At 36.2% G+C, this 14,859-nt stretch carries 15 protein-coding genes; 4 read left to right on the top strand and 11 right to left on the bottom strand.

What is annotated here, in order from left to right:
* Positions 1-171 precede the first annotated feature (171 nt).
* The 5 genes from KGF86_RS04135 to zapA form a co-directional block, all read right to left on the bottom strand.
* Complete coding sequence (locus tag KGF86_RS04135; protein WP_186870238.1) at positions 172-585, bottom strand: DUF350 domain-containing protein; 414 nt, start codon at positions 583-585, stop codon at positions 172-174.
* Between the two features lie 21 nt (positions 586-606).
* Complete coding sequence (locus KGF86_RS04130; protein ID WP_211741225.1) at positions 607-2,949, bottom strand: endonuclease MutS2; 2,343 nt, start codon at positions 2,947-2,949, stop codon at positions 607-609.
* Between the two features lie 35 nt (positions 2,950-2,984).
* A complete protein-coding gene (gene polX, locus KGF86_RS04125) occupies positions 2,985-4,703 on the bottom strand; it encodes a DNA polymerase/3'-5' exonuclease PolX (protein WP_211741224.1) in 1,719 nt (572 codons plus the stop codon).
* Between the two features lie 159 nt (positions 4,704-4,862).
* Positions 4,863-5,414, bottom strand: coding sequence for a CvpA family protein (locus tag KGF86_RS04120; RefSeq protein WP_211741223.1), 552 nt, complete (start codon positions 5,412-5,414; stop codon positions 4,863-4,865).
* 7 nt (positions 5,415-5,421) lie between these two features.
* Positions 5,422-5,685: a cell division protein ZapA gene (zapA, locus tag KGF86_RS04115; RefSeq protein WP_211741222.1), complete on the bottom strand. Its 264-nt coding sequence runs from the start codon at positions 5,683-5,685 to the stop codon at positions 5,422-5,424.
* A gap of 159 nt (positions 5,686-5,844) precedes the next feature.
* On the opposite strand from zapA, the gene rnhC reads away from it, so the two are divergent.
* Positions 5,845-6,786, top strand: coding sequence for a ribonuclease HIII (gene rnhC, locus KGF86_RS04110; RefSeq protein ID WP_211741221.1), 942 nt, complete (start codon positions 5,845-5,847; stop codon positions 6,784-6,786).
* A 351-nt stretch (positions 6,787-7,137) separates the two neighbouring features.
* On the opposite strand, the gene KGF86_RS04105 is transcribed toward rnhC, so the two are convergent.
* From KGF86_RS04105 to KGF86_RS04085, 5 genes are all read right to left on the bottom strand, one after another.
* Complete coding sequence (locus KGF86_RS04105) at positions 7,138-8,031, bottom strand: GNAT family N-acetyltransferase (RefSeq protein WP_246521319.1); 894 nt, start codon at positions 8,029-8,031, stop codon at positions 7,138-7,140.
* A complete protein-coding gene (locus KGF86_RS04100; protein ID WP_343221420.1) occupies positions 8,028-8,882 on the bottom strand; it encodes a GNAT family N-acetyltransferase in 855 nt (284 codons plus the stop codon). Before KGF86_RS04100 ends, KGF86_RS04105 begins: the two co-directional genes overlap by 4 nt.
* A gap of 42 nt (positions 8,883-8,924) precedes the next feature.
* Entirely contained in the window at positions 8,925-9,374 is a 450-nt protein-coding gene (locus tag KGF86_RS04095) for an NUDIX hydrolase (RefSeq protein ID WP_211741220.1), read from the bottom strand.
* Between the two features lie 261 nt (positions 9,375-9,635).
* Positions 9,636-9,800 carry a hypothetical protein gene (locus KGF86_RS04090; protein ID WP_211741219.1) on the bottom strand — a complete coding sequence of 55 codons (165 nt, stop codon included), beginning with the start codon at positions 9,798-9,800 and terminating at the stop codon, positions 9,636-9,638.
* 144 nt (positions 9,801-9,944) lie between these two features.
* On the bottom strand, positions 9,945-10,748 hold the full coding sequence (locus KGF86_RS04085) for a hypothetical protein (RefSeq protein ID WP_211741218.1): 804 nt from the start codon (positions 10,746-10,748) through the stop codon (positions 9,945-9,947).
* Positions 10,749-11,066: 318 nt separating this feature from the next.
* Between KGF86_RS04085 and KGF86_RS04080 the strand changes: the two genes are divergently transcribed.
* The gene (locus tag KGF86_RS04080) at positions 11,067-11,720 is read left to right on the top strand and encodes a hypothetical protein (protein ID WP_211741217.1); all 654 of its coding nucleotides are present in this window, start codon (positions 11,067-11,069) and stop codon (positions 11,718-11,720) included.
* A 159-nt stretch (positions 11,721-11,879) separates the two neighbouring features.
* On the opposite strand, the gene KGF86_RS04075 is transcribed toward KGF86_RS04080, so the two are convergent.
* A complete protein-coding gene (locus tag KGF86_RS04075; RefSeq protein WP_211741216.1) occupies positions 11,880-12,131 on the bottom strand; it encodes a hypothetical protein in 252 nt (83 codons plus the stop codon).
* A gap of 797 nt (positions 12,132-12,928) precedes the next feature.
* Here KGF86_RS04075 and KGF86_RS04065 point away from each other — a divergent pair.
* Positions 12,929-13,159: a hypothetical protein gene (locus KGF86_RS04065; protein WP_136381506.1), complete on the top strand. Its 231-nt coding sequence runs from the start codon at positions 12,929-12,931 to the stop codon at positions 13,157-13,159.
* 428 nt (positions 13,160-13,587) lie between these two features.
* Positions 13,588-14,682 carry a glycerol dehydrogenase gene (locus KGF86_RS04060; protein ID WP_136381505.1) on the top strand — a complete coding sequence of 365 codons (1,095 nt, stop codon included), beginning with the start codon at positions 13,588-13,590 and terminating at the stop codon, positions 14,680-14,682.
* The last annotated feature ends 177 nt before the right edge of the window (positions 14,683-14,859 follow it).

Below are 14,859 nucleotides of genomic sequence, written 5' to 3'. Positions count from 1 at the left end.
TATTTTTTGAAATTTTATTTTTACTTTTTTGATAATTTTTTCTTTCTACATTAAAAAATACTAAAATTAAAATCAAATACAAGGTATAAAACTCCAACGATAACAAAGACGGCTGCCACTCCGATACATACTTTTGCCAATGTCTCCATAATGTTCTCCCTCTACAAATGTTTAGATAATAATAATACTTGCACCAATCACATACGATAGCCCGATGGATATAATCATTGATATAAGTCCTACTGCTTTATTTCCTTTTCCAATTTCTTCATCAATACTAATCGTTGGTGTAAGGAATTCAAAAATAAAGTAAGCTATTAGCAGTAAAAAGAAGCCCGCCGAACCCCAGGCAATACTAGTCAATAATGTATCATTATGCTCAATCGAGTACCGGAAGATATTTGTAATACCAAAAATTTTCCCACCAGTAGCCATAGCTACAGCAATATTTCCTTTGCGAATTTCTTCCCAGTTCTTATATTTCGTAACAAGTTCAAACACCGCTAAAAAAACTACTGTACAAAGAATGACCACACTAAAACTAGCTGCTGTATCTACTAATACATTCTCCCAAAAGCTACTCATGTCAAAATCCCCCTCACTATCTTATCGAAATTCGATTACGGTTACACCGCTTCCACCTTCACCAGCTGCACCAGGTCTTGTAGATGCAATACTTGGATGATTTTTCACAAAATCCTGTACACCTTTTCGAAGGGCTCCTGTTCCTTTACCATGGATAATAGACACCTTTGGATAACCTGCTAGGGTGGCATCGTCTATATACTTCTCTAATTTCAACAAGGCATCCTCAAATCGTTCTCCACGTAAGTCTAATTCTAATGGCACATGGTAATTCGATCCTTTTACAGTTGCTAACGGTTTTTGATACGTTGTTTGTTTTGGTTTACCAATTAATTGCAAATCACTTCGTTTTACTTTTACTTTCATAATACCAACTTGAACAAGGTATTCAGAATCACTTATTTTTTCGAGAACTGAACCGTTTTGATTTAAGGTTAAAAGCTTAATTTCATCCCCGGGACTCAACACTTCATTGGAAGCTTTTGATTCCTTTTTACCATCTTGTTTAGAAGATAATTTGGGCTGTGCTTCTTCTAGCATCTTTCTTGCTTCAATCCACTCATGTTCCTTCAACTTAGCATCTGTTTTCATCTTGCGGATTTCACTCACAATAATTTCTGCTTCTTCACGAGCTTTACGAATTGCCTTTTCCGCTTTCTCCTCTGCCTTTTTATATAAGGCCTCACGTTTTGTTTCGAATTGATTCCATTCCGCTTCCATTTGCTTTCTTAGACGTTCACTTTCAAGCAAAATTTCATGTGCTTCCTCATATTCCTTTTCTGCTTGAATTTTCGATTTTTCTAGCGATGCTATCATATTCTCTACGTTTTTAGAATCTACACCGATATGACTTTTAGCACGATCAATAATAGTTGGAGCTAACCCAAGTCTTTTAGAAATTTCAAATGCATTACTGCGACCTGGTACGCCTATTAATAAACGATATGTAGGCTGCAAGGTTTGTACATCAAATTCCATGGAAGCGTTAATTACTTGTTCACGATTGTAACCATATGCTTTCAGCTCAGGGTAGTGTGTAGTCGCAATTACCCTTGCATTTCTTGATACAACTTCATCTAATATAGACATAGCTAGTGCAGCACCTTCTTGGGGATCTGTCCCAGCTCCTAATTCATCAAATAAGACGAGTGTACGATTATCAACATGGTTTAATATATCCACAATGTTCTTCATATGGGATGAGAATGTACTTAAGTTCTGTTCAATGGATTGTTCATCACCAATGTCTGCAAAAACATGTTCAAATACAGCCATTTCACAACCATCTAAAGCTGGTACTTGCAACCCAGATTGAGCCATTAAGGTGCATAAGCCTACCATTTTCAAGGTAACCGTCTTACCACCCGTATTCGGACCCGTTATAACAATGGATGTATACTCTTTTCCTATTTCTATATCATTGGCAACCACTTCATCTGGCGCAATTAGCGGATGACGAGCTTGCTGCATCTTAATATATCCTTGATTATTCATTGTTGGTCTAGAGGCTTTCATTTCTCGTGCCAGATTAGCTCGAGCAAACATATAATCCACTTGAGCAAGTATCCGTACATTTTCCGATAAGGATACTTCTTCCTCTGCAATATGTTGACTCAATTCACGTAAAATACGATCAATTTCCTGTTTTTCATTAGCGCGCAGCTCTTGTAATTGGTTATTTAAATCAACAACTGCTTTTGGTTCCATGAACAGTGTCTGACCAGAAGCTGATTGATCATGAACGATTCCACCAACTGCTCCGCGATATTCATGTTTAACTGGTAATACATATCGCTCATTTCGAATCGTGATAATGGCATCCGATAGCATATTACTTTTCGTTCTCGTATAGCTTTCTAATTTTTCCCGAACTCTGCTTTCATGTGTACGAATAGAAGAACGGATCCCCCTTAACTTCTCTGTAGCACTATCCATCACTTGTCCATGATCATCGATACATCGCTTAATCTCTAGCTCGAGATTTCTTAATGGTGATATACCTTCCACTAATTCTTTTAAAATAGGTAAATCTTCATCTAATCCTATAATAAAATCCTTTACCTGCCGTCCACCATATATTGTATTTGCAACATCTAAACATTCAGAAGTACTTAATACCCCACCTATTACACTACGTTTAAGACTAGGACGTATATCAAAAATTCCGCCAAGGGGTACAGGCACATTTAATCGGATGACCTGACTAGCTTCATCTGTTTCTTCCTGTAATGAATTAACTTGTTCCAAATCAGTTGATGGCTTAAGTCTAGCTGCCAAATCCTTTCCCAAACTCGTTTGGGCTTGTTGGACTAGGCGATCAATGACTTTTTGAAAATCTAATACTCGTAAAATACGTTCGTTCATTTACTTGCTCCTTTACCGAGATGTCGTTTAGGCTTTTATTTATTACGGTTAAAGTACGCCATTAGTTTCTCTTTTGACCAAGAATTTAACACGGTATCCTTCTTTATCCAGCCCTTCCTTGCAACACCGACACCATATTTCATATGTTCTAGCATTGTATAATTATGGGCATCTGTATTAATAGCAATTTTCACACCAGCGTCCTGTGCCGCCCGAGCCCATTCCGCCGAAATATCCAATCGATTCGGATTTGCATTTATTTCTAGTGCTGTATTCGTTTCTTTTGCTCGTTCTATTAACTTATCCAAATTAACCTTATATCCATCTCTTCTTCCGATTAACCTACCAGTAGGATGAGCAATTAACGATACATAAGGGTTCTCTAAAGCCGTAAACAATCTCTTCATAATAAGCTCTTCCGATTGGCTAAAACTAGAATGAATAGCAGCAATCACGTAATCCATCTCTTTTAGAAAATCATTAGAAAAATCAAGGGAGCCATCTGTTAAAATGTCCATTTCTACCCCTGCAAAGATATGGATGTCTGTATATTTTTCATTAAGCTTAGCAATTTCTTCACGTTGGCTTCTAAGACGATCTTCGTTTAATCCATTAGCAACCCGCAAATTTTTGGAATGATCGGTTATCGCAATATAATCGTAGCCATAACTTCTAGCTTGATTTACCATTTCTTCAAGCGTTTGAGCACCATCACTCCATGTTGTATGCATGTGAAGATCCCCGCGAATATCGTGTAATTCTACTAAATCAATCGGCTCTTGAAATGCAGCCACTTCACCTGTATCTTCCCTTATCTCAGGTGGGATATAGTGTAGGCCAAAGTGTTGGAAAAACTCCTGTTCTGTAGAAAAGGTTAAAATTTCATTCGTCTCCTCCACTTCGATACCATATTCATTTATTTTCTCGCCTCTTGATTTTGCCAGCTGTCGCATGGCCACATTATGATCCTTGGAACCGGTGAAATGATGAAGTGTCGTTGCAAACTCGTTATCCGCTACTAAACGAAAATCCACATTTACATCATAGACATCATCTAATGTTACCGAAATCTTTGTATCCCCTTTAGCAATCACTTCTTTTAAATCTGGTATTTGAAGTAACGCTTCACGCACCCGCTCGATATCGTCGGTAGCGATAATAAAATCTAAATCCTTAATCGTTTCTTTCATTCTTCTTAACGAACCGGCTCTTGAAAATTGTTGTATCGCTGGAATTAATCGTAAATATTCTTCAATTCGCTCTGCAATAGGAAGCATATATGCAATAGGTAGGCGTTCAGGTCGCTTACCAATCTCATTTAAAGCAGCAAGTATTTTCTCAGCCGATTTTTTACCAAAACCAGCTAATCCTTCTACCTTTCCAGACTCAATGGCTGCTTTCAATGTTTCCGCATCCACAACATCGAGCTCTTGATAGAGTTTAGCAAGCTTCTTTCCACCTAGACCAGGTACATTCAAGAGCGGAATTAGGCCCTCAGGTACTTCTCTTTTGAGCTCTTCTAACGTCTCTGACCTACCTTGTTCAAGGTATTCAGCGATTACCGTACTTGTACCCTTCCCAATTCCTTTTATTTCTGTGAAATCCTTAATATCTGCTAAAGAGCGATCATCTCTTTCTAATGCCTGTGCCGCTTTTCTAAAAGCGGAGGTTTTAAAAGGATTCTCCCCTTTTAATTCTAAATATATAGCAATTGTTTCTAATAAATTTATTACGTCTTTTTTATTAATAGCCATCTTTATCACCTAATTTAAATTTTGTTTCAACTACGATACATCTTTCGTTCAATTCGTAAAAAAAGCCGATTAAAAAACATGGCTAATTCATAACGAATCATCTATATTGTACCTAGCATACAATGATAATCCTAGTATTATGAATTAGCCTTTTCTTTATCAATTAATCATTGCGACAATATGGTTAAACCATAAATCTTTAATCTTTTCCGAGAAGTATGGTGTATGTTCTACAATAAATAATGCTACATTTGAATTATTTACGTATTCTTGTATAGTTCCAACAGGGGTCAATACAATGATATATAAGATTACAAATAGAATTAAATATACCTCTAAAAATCCAAGAATTGCTCCAAATATCTTGTTAATGGAATTCAATATTGGTAATGAAGCAATAACATCAATCATCGATGCTAAAATTTGCAACCCAATTTTAGCTGCAAAGAAAATAATCGCAAAGGAAATTGCATTATAAAACGCATTTTCGATTGGTAACGCGGCTAAGAAATCAGCCCATAAACTATCATTCGTAAGCGTAGGGTATGGAATAAATTGTTCTAAATGCTTGGACAGGTCGTCATAAAATGAGGCAGCTACAATAAAGGCAATTATAAAACCTAGCAAATGCACCGCCTGAAGTATCAGTCCCCTTTTCAAACCTACAAGGAAACCGAAAAGTAATAACACTATAAGTACTAAATCTATCATATGTAATTTATCCTCTTTCTTTTTTAATTGAACCTAGCAATGATGCATAGTCTTCTTTTAATGATAGGTAATCATTCATAGAATTAATAGCTGTCAACACAGCAAGACTAGCAGTATCGAGCTGTGGGTTCATTTCATGAATTTCTCTCATTTTTTGATCCACTAAACTAGCCACTAACCGAACATGACTAGCATCTTCATCACCAACAATTGTATATGATCTATTTCTTATTTCAACGGTTACACGTGTTTTATCTTGTTTTTGGGTCACTAGGTTACCCTCCTACCTTATTTAACGATTCTAGCAATTTCTATATTTTATCTTAACATGAAGACAGACAATTAGGAAACTGTTCCTACATGAATTTTATGGATTTCTTTCTCGTAAAATCTTTGTTATAGTCATTATGAAAAGAAAGGATGAACTTTCATGTCACAAAATGTTTTACTACTTACAAATGAAGTAATGGAAAAGATGAAGCAATATTATCATAAATCATTAACCACTACTCCACAAGGGGCTGTTTTTCGTGCAAAAACTTCCAATGTGGTGATTACAGCATATAAATCTGGGAAGGTACTTTTTCAAGGGAAACATGCAAATGAAGAAATGGATAAATGGTCAGATCAATCGAATGTCGTAGAAAGTAAGAATCCAAAACACAGCAAGTCCTCTTCCAACACCCTATATACACCACCTGATACACTATTTACCGCATCCCATATTGGTTCTGATGAAGCAGGGACAGGGGATTACTTTGGACCGATTACAGTTGCTAGTGCTTTTATTAGCTCTTCTCAGATTTCTTTACTAAAAGAGATTGGGGTAAAAGATTCAAAAAATCTTACCGATGAGAAAATAATCCAGTTAGCAAAGGAAATCGCAAAAATGCGAATTCCTTATTCGTTACTAATCCTACATAATCAAAAGTATAACAGCCTCCAAAAAAAGGGATGGTCGCAAGGTAAGATGAAAGCTATGCTTCATCATCATGCCATTCGTAATCTATTAACAAAAATTGTAAGTACACCCTATGAAGGTATCCTGATTGACCAATTTTGCGAACCTATTGTATATAAAAAGCATATCGCTTCAGAACAAGGGCAGCTACCTAACAAGACCTATTTCATGACCAAAGCTGAAAGCTATTCCATAGCTGTTGCGGCTGCATCCATCATTGCTAGGGCAAGCTTTGTAAAGGAAATGGACAAGCTTTCTGAGCAAGTCGGTATTGAACTAAGAAAAGGTGCATCAAAACTAGTTGACCAAACCATCGCTCGGATAATACGTGAGCAAGGAGAAGATGTGCTACAAACATGCGCGAAGGTACATTTTGCTAACACGCAAAAGGCAAGGCAGTATTTGTCATAAGAAATATCCTTTGAGGCTGGGACATAACGAAAGGAATTACCTGTAAAACCGAATGATACACGATACTTGCTCATTATTCGGTTTTTCCTAGATATATTTTTTTGTCTCAGCCCTTTCTTCTAATGTTCTGTCCAAATTTTAAACCGAAACATCACCATTTGGTTACTTTCATCCCCTTCCCTAAGTAACAATAAGACTCCTTTTAATACCCCTTCTTGCGATTGATAGTCCACTTTATTCCTAAATTCACATGGAAACCTTCACTTGGGTGACAAAAAAAGGATAGAATTTTTTCATCCTATCCTTTCATTGTCTATCCCGTTACGATATTAAAACGGAATTGGCCAGACCCTATTTCATGTCCTTCTTAAACGTATTAAGATTATGTTGTAGTCTGAAACCGGCCTTTTGATATAAGTTTACAGCCGTTTTATTTTCTGCACTAACAGTTAGTCGAATAGATGGAATTGTTTCAAATGTGAATAACCACTTCAAACTACCAGCTATCAACTGACTACCAATCCCTTTACCCCTTTTCGACTGATGAACACCAACAAATTCAATGCTTCCATCGCTAAATTCCGGTTCTGCTTCAACATATACATAACCACATAATTCCTCATCTTCTACTGAGATAAATACTTTATTATGCTCATCAAGTCGTTCGATAATTTGTTGACCACTATAATATGTACCTGGGAATAGTTGATCATGTAAGGTTACCATTTCATCATAGTATTCACCGGTTAATTCCATTAAATTAGTATCTTGTAACCTATGAACATCGTTACGATCATAAATCAATATCGCCTGTTCACTTCCCTTTGAAAAACCATTTCGGATAGCAAACTCGTGAACCAGTTTATTTTCTTTATTAGGAAACAATAGGAACGTATTGATGCCGTCTAGCTTGTTTTCAAGTAACTTCTCCCACAACTGATCTACTATACCCTTTTGTTCCTCTTTAACAAAAGGTCCCCAAACCTCCCCTACACCACTATCAAAATCAGGATCAATACCTACAACTCCAAGTAAATCACCTTCATGTTGCGCTGCAACAAAACTTTTAGTATAAGGGATTTCCTCCTTCATATATTTAGCAATTTCTATGCTATCTTTACCACAAAATCCAATATGGGAAGATTCTAAATTATTTAGCTCAGCAATAAACCTTGCTACTTTTTCTACATCTTCCAGTTCTATAAAGGCTGTTTTCACCATAATGTTCTCCTTTGTTTTGTTCATTTACTTGCTGTGGGAATTACGACTGCCTGACATGCTTTTTCATAGAATTCAATTGGGCCAGCCCCACCAATAATTGCATAGGCATAGCCTAACTCCTTCATGTCTCGTAAACAATGATGGAGCAATCGATATCCTATCCCCTTTGCGCGATTGGACTGGATAACTCCCATTGGACCAAAATATCCCTTTTTACGTTTATAAACATCAAAAGCAGCAAACCCGATAATTGCTTTGCTATCATCAACGGCAATATAAACGTTAGGCTCATTATGATAAAATGCATCACCTATTGTTTCTGCCCATTCCTCGGAAAAATGCTGCTTTACAAATGACACAAGCTGTTTTTCATCAGCAGGTGTTGCCTTTTTGATTCCTAGCGAGTCCAATGGTGGGAATGTATAAAATTCAAGATTAGTAGCCATATCTCGTGAAGTTGTGCCATGTGTCATGATGGTCTGTTTACATTCTTCATTGAGGACATCATCTAATGCCTTCGTTACAATCAATGCTTTAAGCACATGACCTTCATTTAAGAAAATCTGATTGTAGCCCTTCATATAGTCTATCGCTCTCTGTAAAACATTGGCCGTATCCTGACTAATTAACGTAGTAAAAAAGTCATTTTTTATCGGTTTTATTTCGGTTTCTTCTTCTTTCACGCTACATTCCTTAAAATCGAGATTTAGTTTTATCCATAACTCTCCTAATGCTCCACCTTTTTCTTGCACGCAAGATACAAATATATGTATAGGCTTTACAATTCTGTCCTTAGAAAGCATAGCTTCTTCTTCAGCCTGTTCCAATATTCGCTTCAGTCTACTTGAGAGGTAAACTTTCTTCTCCACTAACACGGGGCATCCCCTCCCTTAGAAGTCATTATTGGTTCATGTACATCACTGCTTAGGCAGATACGAATAAATAAGCTTTTTGACGAGTGGATTTAAACTATCAGGTAATTCATTAAGCTTAAAGAACTTAGCATCAACTGTTTCCACTCCGTCTACCTTTAATTCTCCACCCGTTATATCCTTACAAATATATACAACGGTTACAGGATAAAACTCATCTCCATTTGGAAGCTTGACAAAATGTTCCTTTCCAGAGATAACATTCACTAATTCTAGTTTACCTAATTGGATTCCAGTCTCCTCTAATACCTCTCTTCTACCAGCCCCTTCTGTAGACTCCCCTAATTCTAAGAATCCACCTGGAACTCCCCAGCGACCATCATGTCTTTTTTGCAGTAATATTTCCCCTTTATTATTCAGCACACCTACAGCTGTACCAACTAAAATTAATGGTTGACGACCGACAAATGCTCTTAGTTCTTCAATATAACCCAATATTCATCCTCCTAAATTCGATATTCTCTGTGGCTTACCCTACTAACGCGTTACTATCACTATATTTCAAATTTTCCATACATTTCATTCTAACATAATCTTCAGATGTTTTCACACCAAATATTCCATATTGAAGAAGTTAAAAAAAGACGGGGTTGTCCATTAAACTGGCATGCAAGCATGCCAGTTTTTTCTGAGTAAAAACTTTAACTAATAGGGTAGAGGTAGCTTTTGAAAAGATGAGATGTAGAGAACACTTTTTTACCCTAATTCAATAATTAATTTCTTAGCTCTCTCTATAAATTCAGCTTCAGTAATTTTATTATTCAACCTATCTAAAATTAAAGTCTCTTGTTTCTCTGATACTTCCAACTCCTCTAGTGCCAGAGTTGCCTTCGCATATTCCATAGCTTTATCCCTACTCATGCAAATCCCCCTTTAATTTTATTATTCGTGTTTTATAACTTGGCCAAATATACATGGCAAAAATCGTTAGTGTTTTCCATCAAATATCCGGTTCTGTAGCTGCAATTTCTCCTGGTATTTTTACTGTAAATCCGAACGATGACTTTATCTTTCCAATCCATTGAAACGTTGTTTCTTCTTTTTCTTACTCTTAAGGGGCATTTCTTGTGTTTTTTTACGGTCTTCTAGCATGCCTCTCTCTGCTTGATTAATACCACTCACCAAAGCGTTAAATAAGCTTATACCGCCTTCTCTTAACTGCATTTGCTCTTTAAATTCAGGCACCCTCTCAATTGGAATAACTTCCCCTTTTCCATAACTCCGATTAAACTCCATTACTTTAATTGCTGTTTTAAAGCTCATATAAGCCATTTCTGGCCGTTCAGGATATAAAGAAGCTACCCGACGAACAAAATCGTTTTTAAGGGCATTCTCGGCTTTCTGAAGCACCCCTCGTTCATATTGGATATATTGACGATTATTTTTACTTTTTTCTAGTAGTGCTGGGCGCTCCATTTCATGTTGAGATTTAACTTCGTTAAATTCCTTCTCATTACTAAATCCTAGCTTTTCACAATAGTAATTTAGCTTTTGTTTGTGAGAAATAATTTGATCCTTAGCTTGTGAAATGGTTTGCTCGAGTCTATCCTTAACGGTTTTATTTTCCTTTAATCTCATTGGGTTTAGCCAATTAATATTTTCAATTTTCTTCTCGGATTCCTGAATTTGTTTTTCAAGGGAGTTGATCCAACTGAAATGTTGAGAAGCTTCCTCAATAGCCTTATCTTTCCAACGAATATAGTTATCATTGTTATTCAAGCGTTCTGTCCATTTATCTAACTGCTTATAGCGCTTATCGATATTTTCCAAAGTAGGTTCGACCTTCAGAACTTTTGTAGCGTTTTTCAAATCAATTTGTTCTGCAGATGTGCTAAATTGGTGTTGTGATAAAGCGAGATGCTAGTACAGGTAGATTTATGGACCAAAAAACAAGTGGACAAAGCCCATTTAAAGGTGTTAGAAAGGAAAATTAAATTGGTTTGGTAGTGGAATATCATAAATATAAGAAATTTATATTGTCTTATAAAAGTAATTTACAAATGAATAACGTAGCATGGGCTAGATGCTACGTAATACATTAAAAATGTGCTGGTTAAAACCTATTTAAATTAGATTATATCATAACCAGCACACCAAAATTAATAAAGATTTGGAGAGTGTTGCAAAATGAAAATTCGTTTACAAGATGTAAGTGTAATAATTAATGGGACATCTCGATACAATGGAAATCAATTTGACACAGTTCATGTAGAAACTTTACTTGTAATGGATGAACCAATTCCAGCAGAAGAAACTTGGTATGTTCCTACTGGATCTTCTGTACCTCCCGAAGTATTGAATTTTTTTAAAATCGCAGGATTAGATATGAATCCTAAAAAAGCGTCTAATATTCTTGAGGGAACTCAAGATATTCAAGAACAATCAGAGAAGGAAAATCTTCAGGAAGTCATGATAGATTCAGCTCGTTTCATGTTACGCGCTATTATGAAAAAGGCTCCTTTGACTCCAATTTCAGGATCACCAAATACGTATTTACTTTCTTATGATTATAAGTTATACCCAATTACCGAAACAAATGATTATGAATTTAAAGTACGTGTACCATTCGATGGATTAGAAGTTGCTCCAAACGGTGGTCGTGTTCAATTAACTATAATGACTCCAATCGCAGCAAAAATTGATCCAACTCTTACAAAGGGAATCGATGAGAATAAACGTGAAATTGCTGAACAAATTTCACCAGTCGCAAATGTAAATCGTAATATTGTTTCATTTGCTTATCAAATCGACCCCGACTTCACTGTACATTATAGGTACTAAAATTAACAATTAATGAACCCTCCTTCTATGATAAGAAGGGGGTTTTTCGATTACCAAACTCTAAATAAATTAATGTTCATTCAAAAGTACACTCTGTTAGAACAATACGGATCTTCCTAGTAAAAAGCGTCTACCCTTTGTTCAGCAATCGCACCCCTTTTATGTTCCAAAGTTTCCAAACATCAAACCAATTGCAAAGAGGATGAAAGCTACTGGAATAAGAACAAGAACGACGGCAGCAAGTGTTTTCCAAATACCTCGGTCACTGAACCACCAAAAAACTATTGATATAATATATGCAATTACCAATAATGGCATAGCACCAGTTTCAGTTCCGTAGATAAACGATTTATAAATCCAATAAGCAATGAGGAATACTAGAATGGAAACAATGCCTAAGTACTTTCTCAAAATACTCACTTCCCTTCATAATGATTTTAATAACAAATTAACTACCCTGCTTCTTTAGTTTAAGTGTACTCCTTCACAATAACCATTAGCGTTACCAAAGAATCTGACCCGTTTGCGAAATAAAAAATTTATAATTCCAAAAGGGGCTGACTCAAAAGGTCGTTAAAGACGACTTTATTGAGTCAGTTTTTTCTTTCATTCGGATAATCGCAGTCCAATGGCATCGACCTTCCAAACATTACTTGAGAAACTTGGTATCCAGAGCTACTTTTCTAGACCAAGAGTAAGCAACGATAACCCTTATTCTGAAGCTATGTTTCGTACAATGAAGTACCGACCTGAATTTCCTTATAAATTTGAAAACTTAGATAGGCGAGGAAACGGTACTGCTATATCATGAGGAACTAGACGAGAAACTCATTTCAGAGGATGTGTTGCAAATATTACCGAACCCAGTTTCATTTCACATATATATACAATGCAGAATCAGAGTGGGTTATTGGAATTGCCTTAGAAGCAGAAACCAATAATCCACTCTTTTTAGTTTGTCTAAAAGATGGGAGAAGGTTTATCAGCAAAGATTGTAATAGTTAATAAAAGTAATTAAAGGAGGTGATATGAAGTGTGGGAAAAAATAGTTATTCCAGTCATTGTTACGGTTGCAACTGAAATAATAAAGGGAGTTACCAAAAATGATTAATAAAATGGATTTAAAATAGTAATGAAATATGATAAAAGGTCAGAGGGGTTATCGTCTCTTTTTTCGTGCGCAATTTTACAGTAAAGGAGGTGAGCGCATGTCACCGATTAATTTTTTTAAAGCGGGAGTTATGTTTGGATTAACTATTTATGGATTAGCTAAAAAAGGGTTTAATATAGAAGGAAGAGAATCATTATTAGATTCAAGTTCTAGAGAGATTAATAATGCTATTCATTCCATAAATCGATTTATTAGGTCAAAAATTGCCTCAACCAATGATAGGATATTAAATAAAACATTTGGAAAAGCTCTAAAAGAGCTGGATTAATTGAGGATTTTGAACCAGAGGTTAATTTCGGGTTAGGATTAAAACGAAGAACAGATTTAGTATGTGAAACAGAGTCAGGTGAAATTAGAATGGAGTTCATGTGAAGCGGTCGCGAAGATTGTTCTTACCTAAATATGAGAGCCTTATCCTTTGGTGGATATGGCTAATTTTGGTAGTCATAATTTCACTAATTGATATGCTATTTCGATTCTTAAGTGATAAACAGGAACAGTCCACATGTCTCTATGGTCCAGATACTTTTCTATATAATAAGTGTAGCATAATGAATATTTTAAATTTATATGAACGTTTCCATGGTGAGATTGTTATATTAATATTCTTATGTTAATATTTAAATGTTCATACTTACTTAGATTTACTTCACGAAAATAGGTTTCAAAGTAGCTAGATCAAGGAGGAATCTCAATATGGAAAAAGTATTTGCAAGCCCATCACATTATGTACAAGGTAAAGGTGTTCTCAAAACTGGTTTATCTTACATTGCAAAATTAGGTAAAAAACCTCTGTTGCTTTGTGATGAACTTGTATGGAATATCGTAGGGCAGGAATTGAATTCAGATTTAGAGAAGTCTGGTTTTGCTGTTACGTATGTTCCTTTTAACGGGGAAGCGTCTGTGCAAGAAATTAGTCGAGTGTCTGAAATTGGTAGGGACAATGAGTGTGATGTTGTACTCGGGCTCGGTGGAGGTAAGACGATTGATGCTGCTAAAGCAATTAGTGATAAGCTGGGTATTCCTGTTGGTGTCTTACCGACTATAGCTTCAACAGATGCACCTACTTCTGCATTATCTGTTATTTATACAGAAGAAGGGGTATTCGAGCAATATTTATTTTACACAAAAAATCCAGATCTAGTGCTAGTAGATACAAATGTGATAAGTAAAGCACCAATTAGACTCCTGGCATCAGGGATTGCTGATGCTCTTGCTACATGGGTAGAGGGAAGAGCAGTTATACAGAAGAATGGTATGACAATGGCTGGCGGGAAACCATCACTTGCTGCGATAGCAATTGCCGAAAAATGTGAAAAGACATTATTTGAATACGGTCTGCAAGCGATAGAAGCTAATAGAGCAAAAGTTGTGACAGAAGCTTTGGAGGCTGTAGTTGAAGCAAATACTTTATTAAGTGGTATTGGATTCGAGAGCTGTGGGTTAGCTGCAGCCCATGCGATTCACAACGGCTTTACAGCTCTTCATGGACCCATTCATGAACTAACGCATGGTGAGAAGGTTGCCTATGGCACTTTAACTCAACTATTTTTAGAAAATAGACCGAAGGAAGAGCTTGATAAATATATTGATTTCTATCAAGCATTAAATTTACCAACGACTTTGGCAGATTTAAAGCTGGAAAACGTCACGTACGAGGAACTTCTTCTAGTAGGTAGGCAGGCTACGGTGGAGGGTGAAACCATTCATCAAATGCCATTTACAATAACAGCGGAGGATGTAACAAATGCATTATTTGCTGTTGATGCATACGTAACTTCAAGGAAATAATTTAGGATTCCAGATCAACACATATAATTACGGGTCTGGCTCCATAAGAAGGGGTTGTCCGAAAAGTCATTGAAAAATGACTTTTGAGGATAGCCCCTCGTTTTTTGTTTTTGGATATTACTTATAAAAGGGTTGTTGATTTCCGCTGCAGGTTACTCGCTTTCCGCGGGCGGTCCG

The sequence above is a fragment of the Ornithinibacillus massiliensis genome (genome assembly GCF_018310345.1).
Lineage (GTDB): Bacteria > Bacillota > Bacilli > Bacillales > Amphibacillaceae > Ornithinibacillus > Ornithinibacillus massiliensis.
This window is presented reverse-complemented; position numbering and strand designations above follow the sequence as displayed.